Annotated in this window: 16 protein-coding genes; 10 read left to right on the top strand and 6 right to left on the bottom strand. The window is 46.5% G+C overall.

Translation table 11 applies throughout. From position 1 onward, the window contains the following. The first annotated feature begins 38 nt into the window (after positions 1–38). Positions 39–1,223 carry a sigma-54-dependent transcriptional regulator gene (locus ACO08K_RS31300; RefSeq protein WP_421800443.1) on the top strand — a complete coding sequence of 395 codons (1,185 nt, stop codon included), beginning with the start codon at positions 39–41 and terminating at the stop codon, positions 1,221–1,223. 236 nt (positions 1,224–1,459) lie between these two features. Continuing rightward, positions 1,460–2,179, top strand: coding sequence for a tetratricopeptide repeat protein (locus tag ACO08K_RS31305; RefSeq protein WP_421800444.1), 720 nt, complete (start codon positions 1,460–1,462; stop codon positions 2,177–2,179). Positions 2,180–2,400: 221 nt separating this feature from the next. On the opposite strand, the gene ACO08K_RS31310 is transcribed toward ACO08K_RS31305, so the two are convergent. From ACO08K_RS31310 to hemC, 5 genes are all read right to left on the bottom strand, one after another. Beyond that, on the bottom strand, positions 2,401–2,676 hold the full coding sequence (locus ACO08K_RS31310) for a hypothetical protein (RefSeq protein WP_421800445.1): 276 nt from the start codon (positions 2,674–2,676) through the stop codon (positions 2,401–2,403). 14 nt (positions 2,677–2,690) lie between these two features. After that, a complete protein-coding gene (locus ACO08K_RS31315) occupies positions 2,691–3,632 on the bottom strand; it encodes an aldose 1-epimerase (RefSeq protein ID WP_421800446.1) in 942 nt (313 codons plus the stop codon). Positions 3,633–3,670: 38 nt separating this feature from the next. Further along, entirely contained in the window at positions 3,671–4,096 is a 426-nt protein-coding gene (locus tag ACO08K_RS31320) for a hypothetical protein (RefSeq protein ID WP_421800447.1), read from the bottom strand. Then, positions 4,093–4,770: a uroporphyrinogen-III synthase gene (locus ACO08K_RS31325; RefSeq protein WP_421800448.1), complete on the bottom strand. Its 678-nt coding sequence runs from the start codon at positions 4,768–4,770 to the stop codon at positions 4,093–4,095. Before ACO08K_RS31325 ends, ACO08K_RS31320 begins: the two co-directional genes overlap by 4 nt. 185 nt (positions 4,771–4,955) lie before the next feature. Next, entirely contained in the window at positions 4,956–5,858 is a 903-nt protein-coding gene (gene hemC, locus ACO08K_RS31330; protein WP_421800449.1) for a hydroxymethylbilane synthase, read from the bottom strand. Positions 5,859–5,946: 88 nt separating this feature from the next. Between hemC and lpxD the strand changes: the two genes are divergently transcribed. From lpxD to ACO08K_RS31350, 4 genes are all read left to right on the top strand, one after another. Further along, complete coding sequence (lpxD, locus tag ACO08K_RS31335; protein WP_421800450.1) at positions 5,947–6,981, top strand: UDP-3-O-(3-hydroxymyristoyl)glucosamine N-acyltransferase; 1,035 nt, start codon at positions 5,947–5,949, stop codon at positions 6,979–6,981. A gap of 83 nt (positions 6,982–7,064) precedes the next feature. Then, positions 7,065–8,456 carry a bifunctional UDP-3-O-[3-hydroxymyristoyl] N-acetylglucosamine deacetylase/3-hydroxyacyl-ACP dehydratase gene (locus ACO08K_RS31340; RefSeq protein ID WP_421800451.1) on the top strand — a complete coding sequence of 464 codons (1,392 nt, stop codon included), beginning with the start codon at positions 7,065–7,067 and terminating at the stop codon, positions 8,454–8,456. Positions 8,457–8,458: 2 nt separating this feature from the next. After that, the gene (gene lpxA, locus ACO08K_RS31345) at positions 8,459–9,268 is read left to right on the top strand and encodes an acyl-ACP--UDP-N-acetylglucosamine O-acyltransferase (RefSeq protein WP_421800452.1); all 810 of its coding nucleotides are present in this window, start codon (positions 8,459–8,461) and stop codon (positions 9,266–9,268) included. Next, positions 9,258–9,878, top strand: coding sequence for an ABC transporter ATP-binding protein (locus tag ACO08K_RS31350; RefSeq protein ID WP_421800453.1), 621 nt, complete (start codon positions 9,258–9,260; stop codon positions 9,876–9,878). Before lpxA ends, ACO08K_RS31350 begins: the two co-directional genes overlap by 11 nt. A gap of 208 nt (positions 9,879–10,086) precedes the next feature. Here ACO08K_RS31350 and gatB read toward each other — a convergent pair whose 3' ends face one another. Next, positions 10,087–11,535: an Asp-tRNA(Asn)/Glu-tRNA(Gln) amidotransferase subunit GatB gene (gatB, locus tag ACO08K_RS31355; protein ID WP_421800454.1), complete on the bottom strand. Its 1,449-nt coding sequence runs from the start codon at positions 11,533–11,535 to the stop codon at positions 10,087–10,089. A 526-nt stretch (positions 11,536–12,061) separates the two neighbouring features. On the opposite strand from gatB, the gene ACO08K_RS31360 reads away from it, so the two are divergent. The 4 genes from ACO08K_RS31360 (at position 12,062) to ACO08K_RS31375 (ending at position 20,560) form a co-directional block, all read left to right on the top strand. Beyond that, the gene (locus ACO08K_RS31360) at positions 12,062–14,089 is read left to right on the top strand and encodes a tetratricopeptide repeat-containing sensor histidine kinase (RefSeq protein ID WP_421800455.1); all 2,028 of its coding nucleotides are present in this window, start codon (positions 12,062–12,064) and stop codon (positions 14,087–14,089) included. A gap of 214 nt (positions 14,090–14,303) precedes the next feature. Further along, a complete protein-coding gene (locus ACO08K_RS31365; protein ID WP_421800456.1) occupies positions 14,304–16,157 on the top strand; it encodes a tetratricopeptide repeat-containing sensor histidine kinase in 1,854 nt (617 codons plus the stop codon). A gap of 318 nt (positions 16,158–16,475) precedes the next feature. Then, positions 16,476–19,472 carry a TonB-dependent receptor plug domain-containing protein gene (locus ACO08K_RS31370; protein ID WP_421800457.1) on the top strand — a complete coding sequence of 999 codons (2,997 nt, stop codon included), beginning with the start codon at positions 16,476–16,478 and terminating at the stop codon, positions 19,470–19,472. A gap of 104 nt (positions 19,473–19,576) precedes the next feature. After that, positions 19,577–20,560 carry a phosphotransferase gene (locus tag ACO08K_RS31375; protein WP_421800458.1) on the top strand — a complete coding sequence of 328 codons (984 nt, stop codon included), beginning with the start codon at positions 19,577–19,579 and terminating at the stop codon, positions 20,558–20,560. The last annotated feature ends 106 nt before the right edge of the window (positions 20,561–20,666 follow it).

A 20,666-nucleotide genomic window follows, 5' to 3' on the forward strand; every position in this document is an offset into this window, starting at 1 on the left:
ACTGAAAACGTTTTTGATCAAAAACCAGTAGCTCACTAATGACCCAAATACTGATTGTAGACGACGAGGCCAGCATCCGCCGGGCTTTACGCGAGATTCTTGAATTTGAAAAATTCAAGGTCAGCGAAGCAGTCGATGGGCTTGACTGCCTGGCCAAGCTCAAAGAGCAAAATTACGACGCCATCCTGATGGACATCAAAATGCCCAACCTGGATGGCATGGAAACCCTCGAACGGGTGCAGGAACTGGTGCCCGATACACCAGTAATCATGATCTCTGGTCACGCCACCATCGACACCGCCGTAGAGGCTGTCAAACGGGGCGCTTTCGACTTCATCAGCAAGCCACCCGACCTCAACCGCTTGCTCATCACCCTGCGCAATGCCCTCGATAAGTCCAACCTGGTCACCGAAACCAAAACCTTGCGCCGCAAAGTGGCTGGCCGCCAGGTGCAGGACATCATTGGCAACTCCGAACGCATTCAATTCATCAAAGATACCATCCAAAGAGTAGCGCCTACTGAGGCCCGCGTGCTGGTTACCGGTCCCAACGGTACGGGCAAAGAGCTCGTGGCGCGCTGGATGCACGAACTCAGCCAAAGAGCCAGTGGCCCCATCGTGGAGGTCAACTGCGCCGCCATCCCTTCCGAGCTCATCGAAAGTGAGCTTTTCGGCCACGAAAAAGGCTCATTCACTTCCGCGCACAAACAAAAGTTGGGCAAATTTGAACAAGCCAACAATGGCACCCTTTTCTTGGATGAAATTGGCGACATGAGCCTTTCTGCCCAGGCCAAGGTGCTGCGCGCCCTGCAAGAAAACCGCGTTACTCGCGTAGGCGGAGAAAAAGAAATTGCCGTCAACGTAAGAGTAGTAGCCGCTACCAACAAGGATTTGCGCAAGGAAATCGCCCTGGGCAATTTTCGCGAAGACCTCTACCATCGCCTGGCCGTAATAGTCATCGATGTACCCTCACTGAATGACCGCCGTGAAGACATCCCGCTCCTGGTAGAACACTTTCTCAACCTCGTGTGCACCGAATACGGAACGCCCATCAAAAGCATCAGCGAGGAAGCCATCACCCAATTACAAGCCCTGAACTGGACTGGGAACATCCGGGAATTGCGGAATGTGGTGGAAAGATTGGTGATTTTGGGTGGACAGGAGATCAGTGCGGAGGATGTGGGACGGTATGTGGCTCCGTTGAGTGCACCGGTAGGGGTGTAACAGTAAGTTCTAAGGTTCCTGGGTTAAGGAAACCCAAATATGGGCAGGGCTGTTAAGTTATGGAACATGGCGATAAGCCCCGTTAGGGGTGAAATATGGGTATTTTGTCTAGAAGGATGCCGATATCGCATCCCTACGAGACTTTGAGAAGGCTTTTGCTTGATATTAAATTTTACCATGGCTGCGACTAAAAATCATACAAATTGGTACCTTCGGATGAAATCAAACTAAAGACCATGTTGCGGAAATTTAACCTCACCATTATTTTTGGCCTCTTTTTCGTTTTTGCTTGTCAAATTACCGCAGAGAAATTAGAAGAATTAACTCTATCTGCTCTTAAAAAAGAGAGGGAAGGCGACCTACAAGGTGCAATACAGGATTACAACAAAGCTATCGAGCTTGATCCTAATTATTATGTAGCTTATAACAACCGCGCTAGTCTAAGAAAAGCTTTAGGTGATAAACAAGGCGCAATGCAAGACCTCAACAAAGCTATCGAACTTAATCCTAATTATTATACAGCCTACAATAATCGTGGTTTATTAAAGCAAAATTTAAGTGATCAACAAGGAGCAATGCAAGATTACAATAAAGCTATGAAAATTAACTCTAATCATAGGGATACCTATTATAATCTTGGCACTCTAAAGGAAGAGCTAGGTGATCAACAAGGAGCAATGCAAGACTATAACAAAGCCATCGACCTTGATCCCAATATGGATAAAGCTTACAATAATCGTGGTTTATTAAAGCAATATTTGGGCGATAAGGAAGGAGCAATGCAAGACCTCAACAAAGCTATCGAAATTAACCCTAAAAGCCTTGACGCTTATTGGAATCGTGGCTTCCTTTATAAGAATACAAATAACCTCGAAGCAGCTTGCACAGACTGGAGAAAAGCTAGTGAACTAGGTGTTGTAGAGGCTTATGACTTGATCAAGAAATATTGTCGATAAAGTCGGCACACTGCTAGATATTTTGAGCGCAGAGGCTTTCAATTGCCACGTGCTTTAGCGCGTGGAAGAAAGATCAAGCATTTTTTGGGCTTCAGCCCTAATTCCAATTTTTTGCCGGGACTAAAGTCCATTTTAACCAAATCTCAATAATCCACGCGCTAAAGCACGTGGCAATTGATCTCCGCTGAGTCTTATACAAAAATGTGAGCCTATAAATCCTTTCACAACTTATTCCACGTCATCTCCCCTCCCAACAAAAAGAAAATCACCGCTGCCACCACTGGCGCCAAGGCCGACATGGCCATAAACCAAAAATACTTCCTTGACACTTTGGAGCGCTCCAGCAACTCCGCGATCCCAGTAAACAGCAGAATGAACAAACAAATGCTGCCAAAGATCAGGCTGAGGTACATGGCCACATAGTCGTTGAGCAGCCATAGCCCAAGGTAAAAAATCACTTCGATGAGCAGTACTTCAATGGCGCGGATTTGTCGCATATGCTTTTTTTGTTTTACACTTGTTTTTCAAACCAAACACCAAACTTCCCACTTAGTTTCTCCCCTGGTTCCAGTTTTGCCAAACCCATGCCATTATTAAAAGCATCAGGAGCACAGGTCATTGGTTCCAGCGCAATACAATGGCGCAAGGGTGGAATAAACACTTGCAGGAAGTTGTACTTGCCCGCACCCGTCTCCTGCCAATAATGCAAGGTACCCTTTTCCCCCTTTACCGTGGTTTCAGCACGACCCTCTTTGATGGGCAATTCAAAACAGTTGTCCAATACCGTGACCCCAAGTGGCTGGGGGGTGCTAAAATCATCGTATTCATAAGTTTTTCCAGTAGGCAACATGCGTTCATTGTTACCTACCAGGCGGCATTCTGGCATCTGTAAATGGTAAGTATCTGCCTTGGGGCCGAGTGCAAAGTAAGGATGCCAGCCCAAACCCGCCGGAATGGCCTGTTCATCGTGGTTGCGCAGGGTAAGTTGCAGCTCAAAGCCATTTTCGTCAGAGAGCACAAAAGCCATTTCTACACCAAAGCGGAAGGGGTAGCCATCATGAGTGCCGTAATCAGTATACAAGCAGGTAATCGCAGCAGTCGTTTCATCCAATTCCAAAAAAGTCACTTTCATGGGCTTGTCCTGGCCAAAACCATGCAGTGCCGTGTTGGTGTGCGATTCGTTGGCAAAAAAATGATAATCCTGGCCGCCCCAGTGGTAAGCACCGTCTTTTAATCGATTGGGGAAGGGGTACAAAACAGTGTTTTTAGCCCAGCTGTTGTTGATTACTTCCTGTGGCGTCTGATAAGTATCTAAAAGGGAGACCCCATGCAATTGTAAGTCAAGAACAATGGCGCCATATTCAGGCAAAAGGACCAGTTGGTGACCCGTTGTTTCATTGCGCAAAATGTGTTTGGTAAAGGCCCCAAAAGGCGCTGTACTGTGCTTGTACATGGGTCTGATGTTTGGTAGAGACGTAGGATCCTACGTCTCTACTGGTTTTCTTGAACAGGGTTTAGGCCAACATAATAAATCAAAGACCATTCACCACCAATTTTTGCCCAGCGCCGCACCATTCCATAACCAGCCGTAGGATCAATGATGTTTTCTATGATCAATTCATCACCCAAAGTTTGGAAATTTTGTTCAAATTTTGTCCTTTCAAAATCAATCGGACGATGCATGCGCCAATTTTCAGCAGTCCACCGAAAATTACGAATGGAATCCCCCAAAATAGCAGCGTTATCCGGCAAACCCTCAATGGGAAAGTTAATGTGTTGTACCTGAAAAAGCGAGTCCTGGAAGAATTGGTCGTAAAATTGGTTAAAATCGCTGTAGTCGGTCTTCTTTGATCGGCAACCCAGTGCCAAAAACAGGATCGCTACAGTGCAAAAAAGCAGATTGAATTTGCTGTTCATAATGCCAATTGAGTTTTACAAATTTCGGCCAGTACTTCTTCTGAAGGGATAGGAGCAGTGATTATTTCCACGCAACCTAAATTGCGCAAGGCCTGCTCCGTACTTTGCCCGATGGATACCACCTTTTGCCCTTTCAACAAAGGGTACTTTGCAAAATAAGCCTGCGCATTGAGTGGGCTGGTAAATACCAACAAGTCTGCACTTGGCAATTCAAAATCCGTCCGTGGCGCATTAGTATAAACCACCAAATCCACAATGGTTACAAGTCCAATCAGTATTTTTTGGATGCTCTCCCGCGATTGAGCTGCGCGAGGAAACAAAACGCGTTGCCCAGCTGCTACGATGCCAAAGGCAGCTCCCACACTTTGGGGTTCGCCATTGCCCGCAAAATCAGCTACGTAGCCATGCTCTTTCAGGCTTTTGGCGGTGCCTTCACCCAGTACTCCCCATTTTAATCCGGCGGGTGTGAGCAATCCAGCAGCTTTTAGCGCCTGAAAAAAAAACTTGACCGCATTTCGGCTGGAAAAAAAACACCAGTCTATTTCCGGCAGTTCCGCGACCGGTACTCTATCAAACGCCACCAGCGATTCGCCGATGACCTCAACTTGATCCTGGGGCAAAATGTGGAAGAAGGGACTGTCTGCGCTTAACTCGCGGGAGATGAAGATGAGCATGGTGGTAACAAGGTTCCGAGATTTCAGGAGTATGCATGATCTGAGGCTCCGCCCCGAAAGTTTCAGACTTTCGGGGCGGTCAAGCAAAGCACTGTTTCGCTGCTTTACCTCCCCGAAGGTTTGAAACCTTCGGGGAGGGGCTCTAGATTTGTGCGCAAATATTTGATTTTCAGATTATTTAAAACCTATTTCTTCAATTCCTCCGCCACTTTTTCAGCCAGCATATAACTCGTACTCGACGACATCCGCACCTTTTTTACGGGTCCGTTCCAGGCATCCGCTTTGGCTGCCCAAACGTGGAAGTTGCCCGCTTTATCCTGTTCACAGTAAATCCCCAGTGGCATTTGGCAGCCACCTTCCATCAATTGCAGGATGCGGCGTTCAACATTGGTGACTGTACTTACTTCAGCATGGTGCAAGTGTTGCAACACCTTGCGCATCGCTTTGTCTTCGGTGCAGGTTTGGTAAGCCAAAACCCCTTGCGCTGGTGCCGGAATAAATTCGCGGGGATCAAATTTGATCACTTCTACCCCGGACAAGTCCAATTCCAGGCGACTCAATCCGGCAGCGGCCAGCATGATCGCGTCAAATTCGCCTTGCATCAATTTATCGACCCGCGTAGGCACGTTTCCACGAATGTCTTTGAGTTGGGCATCGGGGCGCAAATCCAGAATTTGGGCCTTACGGCGCGCTGAAGAAGTACCAACTACCGGATTTTGTTTCAATCGAAACAGTTGACCAGCCTCGATGCTTTCTTTGCGAACCAGCAGCCAATCGGCAGGATCTTCGCGGTAAGAAACCGCAGTGAGTACCAAGCCATCGGGAGAGCTGGTCGGCATGTCCTTCATGGAATGCACCGCCATGTCCACATCTCCCCGCAGGAGGGCATCTTCAATTTCTTTGGTAAAAAAGCCCTTGCCTTCAATTTTGTCGAAACTCAAATTGAGGGCCTGGGTGTTGTCACCAGTGGTTTTGATGATCACCAGTTCGGAATCATAACCAGCCTGGCGCAGTTTATCCTGAGTGAATTCGGCTTGCCACAGCGCCAACTTGCTGCCGCGGGTGCCTATACGTATGATACGGTCCAATGGAAAATATTTTTTGCGAACAAAGATAGAAAACTTATGATTGTTTATGGGATGAACGGATAAACGATAAATTTCTATCTTTGCGGCCATGGAAATTACAGTAAAGGATTTAGCTCACGTACTGAACGGAACGATCGAAGGAGACCCTGAGGTTAGGGTCAACCGTCCTGGTAAAATTGAAGAAGGAGGTGAAGGGGCCATTACTTTTTTAGGTAATGCCAAATACGAGTCTTACCTGTACACTACCACCGCCAGTGCTGTGCTAATTAATCGGGATTATCAACTCAAATCCCCCATCAAAGCTACCTTGATTCGGGTAGATGACGTCTACGCCAGTATTGCACTATTGTTGGAAAAATTTGGCGCAGTCCAAACCAAATCAAACGGAATCCATCCTCAAAGTTTAATCGGCTCAAACACCAGTTTTGGCCAAAACATTTCCATCGGCCCGTTTGTGGTCATTGAAGAGGACGTCGTCATTGGTGACAACGTACGGATTGATTCCCATGTCTTTATTGGCAAGGGGGTCAAAATTGGCGACAATTGCCAACTCCATTCCGGTGTAAAAATCCTGCATGGCTCAGAAATCGGGGATAATTGCATTTTTTATCCTGGCGTAGTGATTGGTGCCGATGGCTTTGGGTATGCCCCTCAGGAAGATGGTACATACAAAAAAATCCATCACGTAGGCAATGTAGTGATTAAAAATGAAGTAGAAATTGGTGCCAATTCTACCGTAGATCGGGCTTCAATTGGTTCTACCATCCTCCATAAAGGGGTCAAATTGGATAACCTGGTGCAAATTGCCCACAATGTAGAGATTGGTGAAAATACAGTCATTGCCGCTCAGGCGGGGGTGGCAGGAAGTACCAAAATTGGAAAAAATTGCCAGATTGGTGGCCAGGTTGCCGTTGCAGGGCATCTAAAAGTTGCCGATGGCACCAGGGTTCAGGGCAAAAGTGGAGTGGCATCCAACGTCAAAGAGCCCAATCAAGCATTGTTTGGGTACCCGGCTATTGACTACCATCAGTTTATTCGCGCATATACCATATTTAAGCAACTCCCGGATTTGGCCAAACGTTTGTATGAACTGGAAAAACGTTCGGATCAGAAGGAGGATTAACTGCCTGGACTCGCTTCTATAGCAGTAGATCAATTGCAAATCATTCGATTATTTTTGCATAATCGTCTCAGCAGACACTTATTATGAAAAAACAACGTACCATTCAAAAAGCCGTCTCCCTTAGTGGTGTAGGCTTGCACACGGGTAAAGTTGTGACTTTGACCTTTAACCCAGCACCGGAGAACCACGGGCACAAATTTCAAAGAGTTGACCTGGTGGGTCAACCTCTTGTCAATGCCGACGTGAGCCGGGTTATTTCCACTACGAGGGGTACAACCATCAAATCCGATGAGGCCCAGGTAAGCACCATCGAGCATGTACTATCCGCACTCGTAGGTCTAGGCATCGACAACGTTTTGATGGGCATTGATGGGCCAGAAGTGCCTATTTTGGATGGTAGTGCCATTCAATTCGTCAAAGCACTCCGCGAAGCAGGGGTCGAAGAACAGGAAGCCGATCGGGAGTATTTTGAAATCACCGAGCCCATCACTTATCGTGACGAGGCTACTGGTGCAGAACTCATGGCTTTGCCCCACGATGGATTTGAAGTCATCACCATGATTGATTTTAATTCCAAAGTATTGGGTCAGCAATATGCTCAATTGTATAGCCTGGAGGATTACGAAAAGGAAATTGCACCTTGCCGCACCTTTGTTTTCCTACACGAACTGGACAATTTATTTAGCCAAAATCTGATCAAGGGTGGCGATTTGGACAATGCCATCGTGATCGCCGATCGCCCAGTAACCCAGGAAGAATTGGACGACATGGCCACCAAACTGGGCAAACCAAGCATCAAAGTGGACAAAGAAGGCATCCTGAATACCGTCCAGCTTCAGTTCAAAAATGAGCCTGCCCGCCATAAGTTACTCGATGTGATTGGGGATGTTTCCTTACTCGGCAAACCCATCAAAGGCAGAATAGTAGCCACCAAACCGGGGCATACCGCCAATTACGAATTCACCAAATTGCTTAAGAAGCAATACATTGAAGAGCGAAAACTCAAGGGAAAACCCAAATACGATCCAGATAAAGAACCTTTGTTCGATACGGTAAAAGTAGCCAGTTGGTTGCCCCACCGCTACCCCTTCCTATTAGTGGACAAAATCATTGAATTGTCCGAAAGCCACGTAGTTGGTGTAAAAAATATTACTTTTAACGAAGGATTTTTCCAAGGGCATTTCCCAGGCAACCCTGTTTTCCCGGGGGTACTACAAATTGAGGCAATGGCACAAACGGGCGGGATATTGGCCTTGTCGACTGTAGCAGACCCCGGCAACTGGGACACCTACTTCCTCAAAATTGAAGAAGCCAAGTTCAAGTCTAAAGTAGTGCCTGGCGATACCCTGTTGATCAAAATGGAGCTATTGGCCCCTATCCGTCGCGGAATTTGCCAAATGCAAGGAACGATCTATGTAGGCAACAAAATTGTTTCGGAAGCGGGCCTAACCGCCCAAATCGTCAAGCGATCTTGAAGATGAACCAGCTGCACCTTTCTTCTGTACACCCCGATGCCAAAATCGGGTCCAATGTGACGATAAGCCCGTTTTGTTTTATCGACAAAGACGTCGTCATTGGTGACAATACCTGGATTGGCCCAAACGTAACCATCTTCGATGGCGCTCGTATTGGCAGCAATGTCCGCATTTTTCCGGGAGCCGTTATTTCAGGGGTTCCACAGGACCTAAAATTTCAGGGTGAAGTCACTACGGCTACTATTGGCGATAACTCCACCATTCGGGAGTTCGTTACGATCAATCGAGGTACCGCTGCTGCTGGAAGTACCAAAGTTGGTAAACATTGTCTGGTAATGGCCTACGCCCATATTGCGCATGACTGTATTTTGGGTGATCACGTCATTTTAGCCAATAATGTAAACCTGGCTGGTCACGTCCAAATAGACGAATGGGCGATTCTGGAAGGCCTCGTCGCCGTCCAGCAATTTACCCGCATTGGTGCACATAGTTTTATCGCTGGTGGCTCCTTGGTACGCAAGCACGTTCCACCATTTGTGAAAGCTGCCCGCGAACCGCTTTCCTATGCGGGAGTCAACGTAATTGGTTTGCAACGCCGCAACTTTTCGCAAGAACAAATCAACCACATCCACGAAATTTACCGCATCCTTTTTGTGAAAGGTGTGCGTCTAACGCGGGCCATCGAAATCATCGAAGAGCAGGTTGAACCAACTTTGGAGCGTACTTATATCCTGGATTTTGTGCGCAACAGACCCGAGATCATGAAAGGTTTGCGCCACATCAACGGCAGTGCCCTGACCAATGAAGGTTGAGCTCAATCAGGTTGGTAAACGTTTTCGCCGCGACTGGGTTTTACGGGGCGTAAACCTGCTCATTGAGCCAGGCAGTCGCATTGCCATTACTGGTCCGAACGGTTCCGGGAAATCTACTTTGTTAAAAATGATTTGTGGGCACCTGACCCCATCCAAAGGTAAAGTAGAATTTAGCGTAGATGGGCGAAATATAGCACTCGATCAAATCTATACCCAATTGGCTTATGCTGCGCCCTATATCGAATTGATTGAAGAATTCAACCTACAGGAAGCCATTGATTTTCACCGCAAATTCAAACCTTTCCAACAAGAACTGAGCACCAAGGACATCATCAACTTGTTGGGATTTGAGCGCTCCCGTACCAATGAAGTGCGCAATTTTTCTTCAGGCATGAAGCAGCGGCTCAAACTCGTGCTGGCCATTTGCTCGCAGGCCCCTCTCCTACTCCTGGATGAACCCACCACCAATCTGGATGCACAAGGCACTGCCTGGTATGCGGATTTGATCAACCAGTTTGGTGGTCAGCGGAGTATTGTAGTAGCTTCCAATGTGGAGGCGGATTATGCATTTTGTACGGGGAAAGTGGATATTCGGGAGTACAAAAAGTAAAAATAAACTTGGCGTAACTATTTAGCAACCATCCACCTGCGGTGGATTTTATATTCAATTTTTTTACCACAAAGGCACAAAGACACAAAGACATTAAGCTCTAAAATGTTGTGTCTTTGTGCCTTTGTGCCTTTGTGGTAAAAAATTCCGCCGAAGGCGGCTGCTAAATAGTTACAACTTGGCACCTCAGAAATGTAGCCATATTTCCCTAATGGTTTTTCAGCAAATTTTCCAAAATCCCCGTCGCCACCTTCGGATCAGCCTTCCCTTTCGAACGTTTCATCAGTTCACCCATAAAGAAGCCAATCAAGCCTTTTTTGCCTTTTTGGTATTCCTTTACCTTATCGGGGAACTGGGTTAAAATCTCGGCGGCTATTTTTTGCAAAAAGTCACCATCCGAAGTTTGGATCAGGTTGAGTGATTCAGCCAGCGCCAAGGGTGCTTGCTCCGGCTTGGCCAACATCGCCGGGAAAAGATTTTGATAAGCGGCAGTATTGCTCACTTTCCCCTCTTCAATCAACTGAATTAAAGCAGCGAGCTGATTACCCGCCAGTGGAAATTGGGCAATGGATATTTTTTGCTCCTGGCACCAGGGTAGGATGCGGTTGATCACCAAATTGGCTGCAGCTTTGTAATTTGGACTGTGTTGCACCAAATTGAGGTAAAACAAGGCAGTGGCTTTTTCCTCCATCAGGATGCTGGCATCATAATCAGAAAGTTGGTATTGAGTGGTCAAAGTCTCATATAAAGCAGCCGGAAGTTGAGGCAATTCAGCTTTGACCTTGTTCAAATAAGACTCCGACAATACAATGGGTGGTAAATCGGGTTCAGGAAAATACCGATAATCGTGTGCGTCTTCTTTTTCACGCAGCGGCGAAGTTACACCAGTATTGGGATCAAAATTGAGGGTTTGTTGTTTGACTTTCTGGCCCGATTCCATCAATCCAATCTGCCGCCGCACCTCGTAATCAATGGCCTGGCGCGCAAATTTCATTGAGTTGACGTTTTTAACTTCACAGCGGTCGTTCAAAATTGTGCTGCCCTGTTCCCGAACGGAAATGTTTACATCACAACGCAAAGAACCTTCTTCCATATTGCCATCAGAAACTTCCAGGTAGCGTACCAATTGGCGCATGGCGGTCATAAAAGCATCTACCTCTTCCCCCGAGCGCAGGTCGGGTTCAGTCACAATTTCCAGCAAGGGTACACCAGCCCGATTCAAATCGATGAAAGAATGCCGGGGAGCCATGTTGTGGATCGATTTGCCTGCATCTTCTTCCATGTGAATATGGTGGATCCGAATCGATTTCCAGGTATTGCCCAGTTTGATCGACAAAGCTCCTCCGATACAAATGGGCTGCTTATCTTGGGTAATTTGATAACCCTTGGGCAAATCTGCGTAAAAGTAGTTTTTGCGGTCAAAGGTATTCGTCTCGTTAATGCTACAACCCAGGGCTAAACCAAGGCGAGTGGCCAATTCGATCTGCTGACGATTGGCTTTGGGTAAAGTACCCGGATGTCCCAATGAAACAGCACTGATGTGGGTGTTGGGGTCACCGCCAAAGCTGGCATCATCTGCACAAAAAGCTTTGCTGTTCGTCGCCAATTGGACGTGTACTTCCAAACCTATAACGGTTTCATAAATGCTGTTCGCCATGATTGAGTTGGTTTTCGCCGAAAAGTAGTGGGCAAAAATAAGTTTTCATTTTTTCTGAGCCAAAGGATTAGCTAAGCCACGTGAAATGAACCGTATACTCTCGCTAATCCTTTGGCAAGATGAAAACTTATTTTTTTATGGCCGCAAAGATAAAAAAAGCCCGATAAAGCGGCCAGGAAGAGGTGATAATGAAACAACCTCGAAATTGTATTGTTGTAAATATGGCAAAAAAAAACGCCCCGAAAGCAGGGCGCCAACAATAGAACACTGTAATACTTGAATTTTCCGTGCAAAAGTTTTAGTTTCGCACAATATCTTATTGAGGGTTTGCTTTTAGAAGCATTAGTTTCAATTGGTAACGCTAAAGTAATCTATAAATGAATGTAAGCCTACCTGTTTTTCTTAACTCAGGTAAATCTTTTACCAAAAGGGCTTATTTTTTATTAAAGACTTTTTGCTTCTTGTTGCAAGCTTTTTTGCAAGATTTTCCCTCCGCACTTGTGTTAAACGATAAAACTGGATTAAGGTGAAAGAATTGCGGCGCGGTAATGCCAGCAAATGTATCATTTTTGGGCTTTTAATGCTTGCTTGCTGTGCAGTAACAATGCCAGTTCAGGCCCAATCGTCGCATGCTAAATTACCCGTTCGCACTACCAAAGGTGCAATCATCAAAGCACAATTTGATTCCATTGAAGCGAGGATTGATTCTGCACCCCAAGCGGCAAATCAGCAACTTGCATTGGTACTTCCCTTACTTCAACAGACAAACTATGGCCTATACTGGGGAAAGTACCATACGTTGAGTGGCAAAATTGCCAGCAAGATGAATGAACCTGAAAAAGCGATCAAAAGTTATTTTGAAGCTGCTGAGGAATTTAAAAAAAGCCGCAACTATTCCTTGCAAAGTGAAGTCTATCTGGCCTTAGGGGATATTTTTCACCAGCAGTGGAACCACCAAAAAGCCCTTGATTATTATCAGGCTGGGCTCAACATCTTCCGCAACTATCGTGACGAAGGTGGACTGGTTCAACTTCAGATCCTGGTACAGTTGGGACTCTGTAATTTGGAATTAAACAATTTCCAACCTGCTTTAAAATACCTGCAGAAGGCCAAGGTTCTGGCAAACAAAAACAATACTCCGGCTGATTTGTGCAAGATTTTGCAATTAATGGGGCAAACTTACACAGAACAGCACCAATACGAATCGGCCAGCCAAGTGCTCAAGGAAGCTCAGCTTATTGCCGATCAGCAAAACTTCCCGACTTTAGCAATGGCCATCCTGGACAAACTCTGCCGGGTCAGCCTGGAATTGGGCGACCATCATCAGGCAAAGGTTTTTGCATTCAAAAAAAGGGCCATTGCCCAGGCACTCCACGATACCGATTGTATCAATCTCAGCAACTATTTATTGGCCAAAGCATACCTTGCTGAGAACTTGCTCGATTCCGCACTCAGTTACAATACGATTGCATTAAACAGTGCCATACACCAAGGTCGAGATACCACTGAGCGGGATATTTGGGTTCAACAAGGGACCATTTTAGCCAAGCAAAACCAGGCCTATCCGGCTATATTAGCCCTGGAAAAAGCTCAAAATTTAGAGGATAAAATTGCTTCTAATTCAGAACGTTTAAAAGCAGAACGACACCGCCAGGAAATGACCATCCGGCGAGCCGAAAAACAAGTACAACAACATTTCGAAGCCCAGTTTCGTCGGGAACGATTGATTCGTTACAGCATGTTTGCAGCCCTATTTTTATCCGCACTCATTAGCTTGTATTACTTGTTTAAGGTGCGCATTCGCCAGAAAGCCAATCACTTGCTAAAATTGCAAAATGCCCAATTGGAGTCCCAAAAAAACCAACTGGCGCAACTCAGTCAGGTAAAAGACCAACTTTTTGCCGTGATTTCGCATGATTTGCGCTCTCCCTTGTGGGCCATTCAAGCCGTGCTGGATACCTTGAATGAGCTCGACCTTTCTGCTACTGAACGGGCCCATTGGTTGGAGCGGCTTCACCAGCAAACAGCCAAAACCAGCGTAATGCTGGAAAATTTGTTGTACTGGGCTAAAATCCAAATGAACAGTTACCAACCAATCAAAGAAGAATTCAAACTTCGACCAATTGTAGAGGACCTCAGCGAATCGATCAAGTTCATTTTTGCGGAAAAGGAAGTCAGCATAAAAAATAAAATCAGCCCGGGATTTACCCTATATAGTGATCCTGGTATGATCAGAATGGCACTGCGGAACATCATTGCCAATGCCGTCAAATTTTCCCACACCGGACAGGCGGTCGAAGTCCACGCACAAGAAGATAAAAATGGTTGGGCAATTCAAATTGTGGATCAGGGGATTGGCATGAATGAAGAACAGCTCAATAAAGCTCTAAATGGCAAACTTTCGCGTTTCGGTACTAAGGGAGAGGTTGGTTCAGGGATGGGATTGTCGCTGGTGCGACAGTTCATTGAAAACCAGGGTGGTAAATTACTAGGACAGGCCCAAGTAAATCAAGGATGTGTGTTTACCATTACCTTACCGTCACAAAGGGCCTAAGCTATATTCCTAAACCCAAAACGATAAATAACCTAAATTGGTGAAATTTTTGCGCGTCTTGTCTTTGTCTGGTATTTACCTTCTTGCTCTAACAAGCGGGTTGATATTGCTTTGTATAGAGGCAAGCGGCCAACTGACCCCATTTGATTCTAAAAAACGAGCCGCACTGGAAGCCCAGCTTAATCAAGTAGAGATTAAACAGGAAAGGGTAAGAGTGTTGCTAGATTTGCACGACCAATTGATGTACTCTGAGCCTATTCGGGGCTATGTTTTTAATGACCAAGCTTTAAATTTGGCCAAAACATTGGGCAATGATGTGCTTTTGTCCAGAGCTTACGGAAATAAAGGCAACCAAAGTTTTGACGCCGGAAATCTTGATCAGGCACTTCAATACTACCTCAAAGCCAGCAACCTGATCAAAATTGAGGAGCATCCCCTCATCGCTGCCCTCCACTATTCCAATATGGCCAATGTTTTTGCCCTCAAAGGAGATTATGCAACCTCCATGGAATATGCTTATACATCCATTGATTTGTGCAAAAAAAGCCCCGATGGTTTAAATTTAAGGTGTCATACGCGTGCCAATTTAGCGGAAAGTTATACCAACCTCCAACAATTTGAAAAAGCTGAATTTCTGTTAAAGTTAAACCTGCGGGAGCTTCGTTCGATCTCCTCCCCAACCGTTGAAGCAATGACATTGAATAATTTAGGCATCATTTACCGCAAAAAAGAGCAACCCATTCAGGCAATTGACTACTTACAACAAGCCATTCAGGAATCTGATCCCATTGGTTTGAACTATTTCACCTCCAGCATTTGTGCCAACCTTAGTGAACTATACCTCAGCGAACAAGAACCCCAAAAGGCTTTACCTTATGCCCACCGTGCCCGTCAGCTGAGTATTCAACACCTAGATGCACAAGTTCAGGCTGTTTCGAGCCGGAATTTGGCCCAAATCTTTTTAAAACTCAATCAATTGGATTCGGCCTATTATTATGCAAAATATGCGCTAAACATCACCATTTATAAGGGAATCCAAAGCTTACGGCCCTCGGTTTTGTCCACCTATGCCCAGGTTTTAAAACAACTTAAACAATACGATGCCAGCCTTAAAGCGCTACAGGAAGCCCGGCTACTCAACGACAGTATTTTTTCAGAAGACATTAAAATCCAATCCACCAAAAGATTGGAAGCGTTCTCCGTACTCGAAGCACAACAGAATATGGATAGCTTTTACGCAGACCGCCTCAATCAGGCCAAATTGATCCGTTGGATTACCGGGACTGCTATTGCTTTGGCATTTTTAATTGGTATAGGTATTTATTCGCTCTACCAACAACGCCAGCGGGTAAACAAAGTCCTGACCAAAAAAGGAGACACCGTTGAAGCACAACGCAAAGAATTGTACAACCTGAATTTGGTTAAAGATCAATTGTTCAGCGCCATTGCTACTGAGCTTAGGGCTCCGCTTACGGCCATTCAAGGGGTGTTGGCCAATTTGGAGCAAGGGGAAAGTTTGGAGCACAAAAAGCAGGAGCGCTTATTGGGCCAACTGCGACAACAAACCGTACGCACCATCACTTTATTGGAAGATTTGATGTTCACTGCCCGGGTCCAAATGCAGCAATACCAGCCCTTGCGGCAAGAATTTCAGCTCAAGTCCCTCGTGGAAGACGTTGACAAAAACATTCGTTTGCTCAGTAATGGCGCTTATGCCCCAATCCTATATCACATTCCCTCAGATTTGAACCTGTACAGCGATCTCACCATGCTCAAAATGATCCTGCGCAATTTGCTCCTGATTGTGGCCGAACGTCCCGGCAAAAGAGACGTGCCCGTGACCTTAAGTGCCTGGCGTGAAGGGGACTCCGTTAACATTCGCATCGCTGATGTAAAAGAGTACGAACAACAACCGATTGAGCATTCTAATCAATCCACTACCTTTCAGAAACCTTATTGGAACCTACATTTAATCCGAACCTTTATAGAAAGTTTTGGCGGAGAGTTGCGGGAATGTCCTGATGGAAAAGGGTACGATTTGATGTTGTTGGATGCGCAGGGAGCGTAGACCAAATGCTAAAGTCGCTGGTTCCTTTCTATTCATAATTCAAGCATCCACCAACTTCCCTCCCCCTTATTGTCCTTACCTCGCAATCCAATTTCTCCAAGTAGTACGTACGCCATTAAGTAACGCAGAAAAATTAACTTCCCGATTTGGGTTTTGAGTAGGAAGTCGAACGCTTCATTTCAAGTGAGCTTCCTATTCAAAAGCCTCTAAAAAAATCGGGAAGTAATTTTTTACGTCGACTAAGGTAACTTGCAATAGTATAAAAATCTTGCGCAAGTGCCCATCACCTGATTGTGCCATTAAAACACACACACGTTTATGAAAAAGCCCTTGCGTTTATTGCTTCTCTTTAGTTTGATTTGTAGTGGCCTTTGGGCACAAAGTAGTCTTCAAGTTAAAGTCAGCTCCCTATTAGAAGACATTCCAATCACTGAAAAATGGATTTACCTCAGCACCGATGCGGGACAACAACTGATCGATTCTGCTCAAACCGATGCCAAAGGGATGGTGCAATTTGAAAACCTGACCGCAGGCAAAGCCTACTTCATTTACTCCTTCGATGATAAAATTTACCAAGCAGCTATTCTTAGTGACATCAAAGCCAAGGATGGCTTGCTTACCATTAATTTCAATTTACCGAATCAAAGAACTGCCTCGATTGGAGAAATTTTGATTTCCAGTACCTCTTTGGTGCGGATGAACACCGAAAATGCCGCCGTTTCTGGTCAAATAAAAAAAGAGGAATTGCAACGCCTGCCCATTGAAGGTCGGGATGTTACCCGTTCCCTGTTTCGTTTGCCCAACGTCACCGTAGCCATCCTGGGGTATGCCGAAGGGCCCAACATCAGCATCAATGGCCTGAACGGGATTTTCACCAATTACCTCATTGATGGCATGGACAATAATGAGCGTTTTTTGGGCAACATGAAATTCAATACGCCGGTAGGTTTTGTTGAAAACATCACCGTATTGACCAACAATTACTCCGCTGAGTGGGGCAATACCAGCAACGGTATTGTAAACGTACTTTCCCGCTCTGGCACCAACGACTGGACGGGTGAAGCCTTTTACCTGACCCGCCCCGGCTCCATTGTAGACGCACCTTCTTCCTTCGCAACGCTGGATTTGTACGGCAATCCGGTCAAGGACGGTTTCCAACGCCACCAAATTGGTGCAGCCATTGGTGGCCCCATCAAAAAAGACAAAACCTTCTTTTATTTCAACCTGGAACAAACCTATGATTTCAAAGACAATCTACTCAATGTAAGCCAACTGGGCGTCAACGAAATTGTGCAGGGGCGCAATAATTTCACTTACGGCTCCGCCAAAATTGACCATGTGTGGTCGCCCAATTGGCGTACTTCTTTCCGAGGTCAGGTAGGCCGTTTTTACAACCAGCGCCAAGGCGGTGGCCTGGAAGGAGGGATTTTGTTCCCTTCCGCCAGTTCAGCGCAGGACAACGAGACCTATCTCTTTGCCCTCAAAAACCAGTTTAAAGTGGGCAGTAAAATCAGCGGCGAGTTGAACTACCAACACAGCTTTTTTCGCTGGAACTACCGCCAGCCAGTGAATGAAACCACCCCTTCGGTTACGGTGCAAAATCCACAAGGCACCGCCATTGCCATCGTCGGGCAATCGGGAGCTATTTTTGACGATTTTGAATACACCCACCAGGTTCAAAACAAGTGGGTGTACCGCCAGGGCAAACACCTGTTCAAGGCCGGGTTGGAGTGGATTGGTTCGGATTTTCAGTTATTGGGTGGTGGTAATCCTTATGGCACCTATACCGTGCGTTTGACCGATCAACAATTGAGCGATTTGCGCAACAAAGGCAAAGGGGCCAACCTCAATGTAGGCGACCTGCCCACCAATGTCAATGTACGGACCTACGATGTAGAGCTGCGTCCAACCTCCTTTGGTACAGTACAACAGGTGTATAGCGCCTATCTGGAGGATCAGTGGGCGGTCAATCGCCGTTTGAACCTGTCGCTGGGAGTACGTTGGGATTATGACAATTTATCCAAAGCGGGTGGCACCAAGGGGGATTTCAACAACCTCGGGCCGCGTACCAGTTTCAATTACAAACTCGGGCCACGCAGCGTCATCCGCGGGGGTTATGGCATTTATTACGACAAGATCAAGTATTCAGTATACAGCGACAACCTCCAGTTCAGCAGCAACTCCGAGGATTTCAAAAAGCAATTGGCCATGCTCCAACAAGCCGGTTTATTGGCCGCTGATGCCGACCTCAATCGCGTCACTTTTGCAGGCAATATCCGGGCCACTTCGCCCAATGTAGCTTTTTTGCAAGGCCCCAGTTTTGATGAATTGCAGGCGCGGCGGGAACAGCAGTTCAGCACCAACCTACGGATCATGAATCCAAATGGATTTCAAAACCCCTACTCCCACCAATATGCCCTGGGCTTCCAACAAAAACTCACGGATGAGCACTTGTTTTTGATCGACGCAGTGCATACTCGTACCAACAACCTGTACATCATCCGCAATTTGAATGCGGCTTCGCCCTGGGTATTTGATAATCCCGCCGATTTCAAAGTTCGCAGCACCTCAGCCGCCGACCTCAGCCGCCCGGTTCCCATTTCCCGCGATGCCGCAGGTTTTTACACCGTTGCTCCTGGTAATGACACCTTGCGCGGCATTGCCCGCAATGTCTTTGTGACGGAAACCGCCGGGATCGCTCGTTACTCCGCCCTGAACTTTATGCTCCAAAAATCGATTGGTGACGATAAAATTGGGTATCGCTTTTTGTACACCTTGTCCTGGACCAAGAGCAATACCAGCAGCATCAATACCCGGGCGCAGGATTCCAACAACTTTGAGGCCGAATATGCCTGGGACGAAAATGACCGCCGCCATGTGATGAGCGCGGTAATTTTGTACCAACCACTTAAGGGGCTGCTGATTTCACCCACTGCGTTGATCCAAAGTGGGCAACCCGTTACTCGGGTAGCAGATGCTACCGTATTCGGCACTACCGATTTGAATGGCGATGGGGAAAGTTTTGGCCTTCCCGCCGACCGTTGGCCAGGTGAAGCCAAAAGCAACGACCGTCTGCCCTGGGCAACCACCTTTGATTTGTCCGTCCGTTACCAATTGCAGCTACACGGCAGCCACCGCATTGAATTCAGCTCGGACATTTTTAATATTTTGAACGCACAAAACTGGTCGGGTTACAATACCACCCGGACAGTAAGCAACCTGAGCCAAATTGGGCCTAAATCGTCGAACACTTATCGTTTGTATTCGGCATCGCCACCGCGGCAGTTCCAATTTGGGGTACGGTACATTTTTTAATGTAGAGACGTTGCATGCAACGTCTGTACTTCCGGATGCAACGTCTGTCTGTACACTGAGACGTTGCATGCAACGTCTCTACAACCCTAACCACCCTCAATCTTATGCATTTAGACCAACACCAACTCAACACCATCCATTCCTGGCTCCATCAAAACGGCCTTTTAGCCCCTGAAGAAGCAATAGTTTCCGCTGAAAAAGCGGGGGAAGGCAACATGAATTACACCCTGCGCATCCAAAGCAATATGCGGAGTTTCATCCTAAAGCAGGCGCGGCCGTACGTGGAAAAATACCCCAGCATTGCCGCCCCGGTTGAACGGGCAGCGATGGAAGCAGCTTTTTTTAAGGCAGCCGCGCAGTGGGAAGGTGTCGAAGAACTACTGCCTCGTTTGTTGTATTTCGCGCCGGATGATCACCTGCAAATGATCGAAGATCTGGGGGCTGGGGCGGATTTTACTACTTTTTATCAGCGAAAAGAGCCCATTCCCCAGAAAGATTTGACCGACTTGCTCGGCTTTCTAAAGGCCTTGCACCAACAAAGCCGGGAAACGCCCCTAAAGGAACAATTCCAAAATCGGGCCATGCGGGAGCTGAACCATTTCCACATTTTTGATTTCCCGTTTCAGCCCAATAATGGCTTAAATCTGGATGGTATTCAGGAAGGTTTACAGGCATTGGCGGAGCGTAGCATTTTTCAGCAGTCTGGCTTGCGTGAAAAAACCTTGGCCTTGGGGCTACGCTACCTGGCCGATGGGGATACTTTGCTGCATGGCGACTTTTTCCCGGGGAGTTGGTTGCGCACCGAGCGGGGTGTTTTTGTCATCGACCCGGAGTTTTGTTTCCAGGGCGATGCCGAATTTGACTTGGGAGTCTGCCTTGCTCATTTGTGTTTTTGTGGCATGAAATGGGCAACTGCCTTGGGCATTTTGCAAGAAAAGTATGGTGAGTTTGATGTGGATTTATGCCAGGATTTTGCGGCAGTGGAAATACTGCGGCGAATTTATGGCGTCGGGCAGTTACCGCTGAGCATGAGCATCGCTGAAAAAGAGGCCCTGACTTTATTGGCGATCCAGCAGCTCATATCCTAAAAAATTCAACCTAAATATTCTCAAACATTACCCCTAAATCTCTTAGGTGTCCCTTTGGTGCCTTTGGTTTCTAAGGTGGTGAAAAAAGGAAGACTCTATTTTTCAC

It is taken from the genome of Haliscomenobacter sp., assembly GCF_965225875.1.
In the GTDB taxonomy this organism is placed as follows: Bacteria; Bacteroidota; Bacteroidia; order Chitinophagales; family Saprospiraceae; genus Haliscomenobacter.

Coding starts and splice junctions, on each gene's coding strand:
- ACO08K_RS31320 (WP_421800447.1), bottom strand. CDS start 4,096: ATGAACAGCAAATTCAATCTGCTTTTTTGCACTGTAGCGATCCTGTTT.
- ACO08K_RS31310 (WP_421800445.1), bottom strand. CDS start 2,676: ATGCGACAAATCCGCGCCATTGAAGTACTGCTCATCGAAGTGATTTTT.
- lpxD (WP_421800450.1), top strand. CDS start 5,947: ATGGAAATTACAGTAAAGGATTTAGCTCACGTACTGAACGGAACGATC.
- ACO08K_RS31300 (WP_421800443.1), top strand. CDS start 39: ATGACCCAAATACTGATTGTAGACGACGAGGCCAGCATCCGCCGGGCT.
- ACO08K_RS31305 (WP_421800444.1), top strand. CDS start 1,460: ATGTTGCGGAAATTTAACCTCACCATTATTTTTGGCCTCTTTTTCGTT.
- ACO08K_RS31325 (WP_421800448.1), bottom strand. CDS start 4,770: ATGCTCATCTTCATCTCCCGCGAGTTAAGCGCAGACAGTCCCTTCTTC.
- gatB (WP_421800454.1), bottom strand. CDS start 11,535: ATGGCGAACAGCATTTATGAAACCGTTATAGGTTTGGAAGTACACGTC.
- ACO08K_RS31370 (WP_421800457.1), top strand. CDS start 16,476: ATGAAAAAGCCCTTGCGTTTATTGCTTCTCTTTAGTTTGATTTGTAGT.
- ACO08K_RS31350 (WP_421800453.1), top strand. CDS start 9,258: ATGAAGGTTGAGCTCAATCAGGTTGGTAAACGTTTTCGCCGCGACTGG.
- ACO08K_RS31375 (WP_421800458.1), top strand. CDS start 19,577: ATGCATTTAGACCAACACCAACTCAACACCATCCATTCCTGGCTCCAT.
- ACO08K_RS31315 (WP_421800446.1), bottom strand. CDS start 3,632: ATGTACAAGCACAGTACAGCGCCTTTTGGGGCCTTTACCAAACACATT.
- ACO08K_RS31340 (WP_421800451.1), top strand. CDS start 7,065: ATGAAAAAACAACGTACCATTCAAAAAGCCGTCTCCCTTAGTGGTGTA.
- lpxA (WP_421800452.1), top strand. CDS start 8,459: ATGAACCAGCTGCACCTTTCTTCTGTACACCCCGATGCCAAAATCGGG.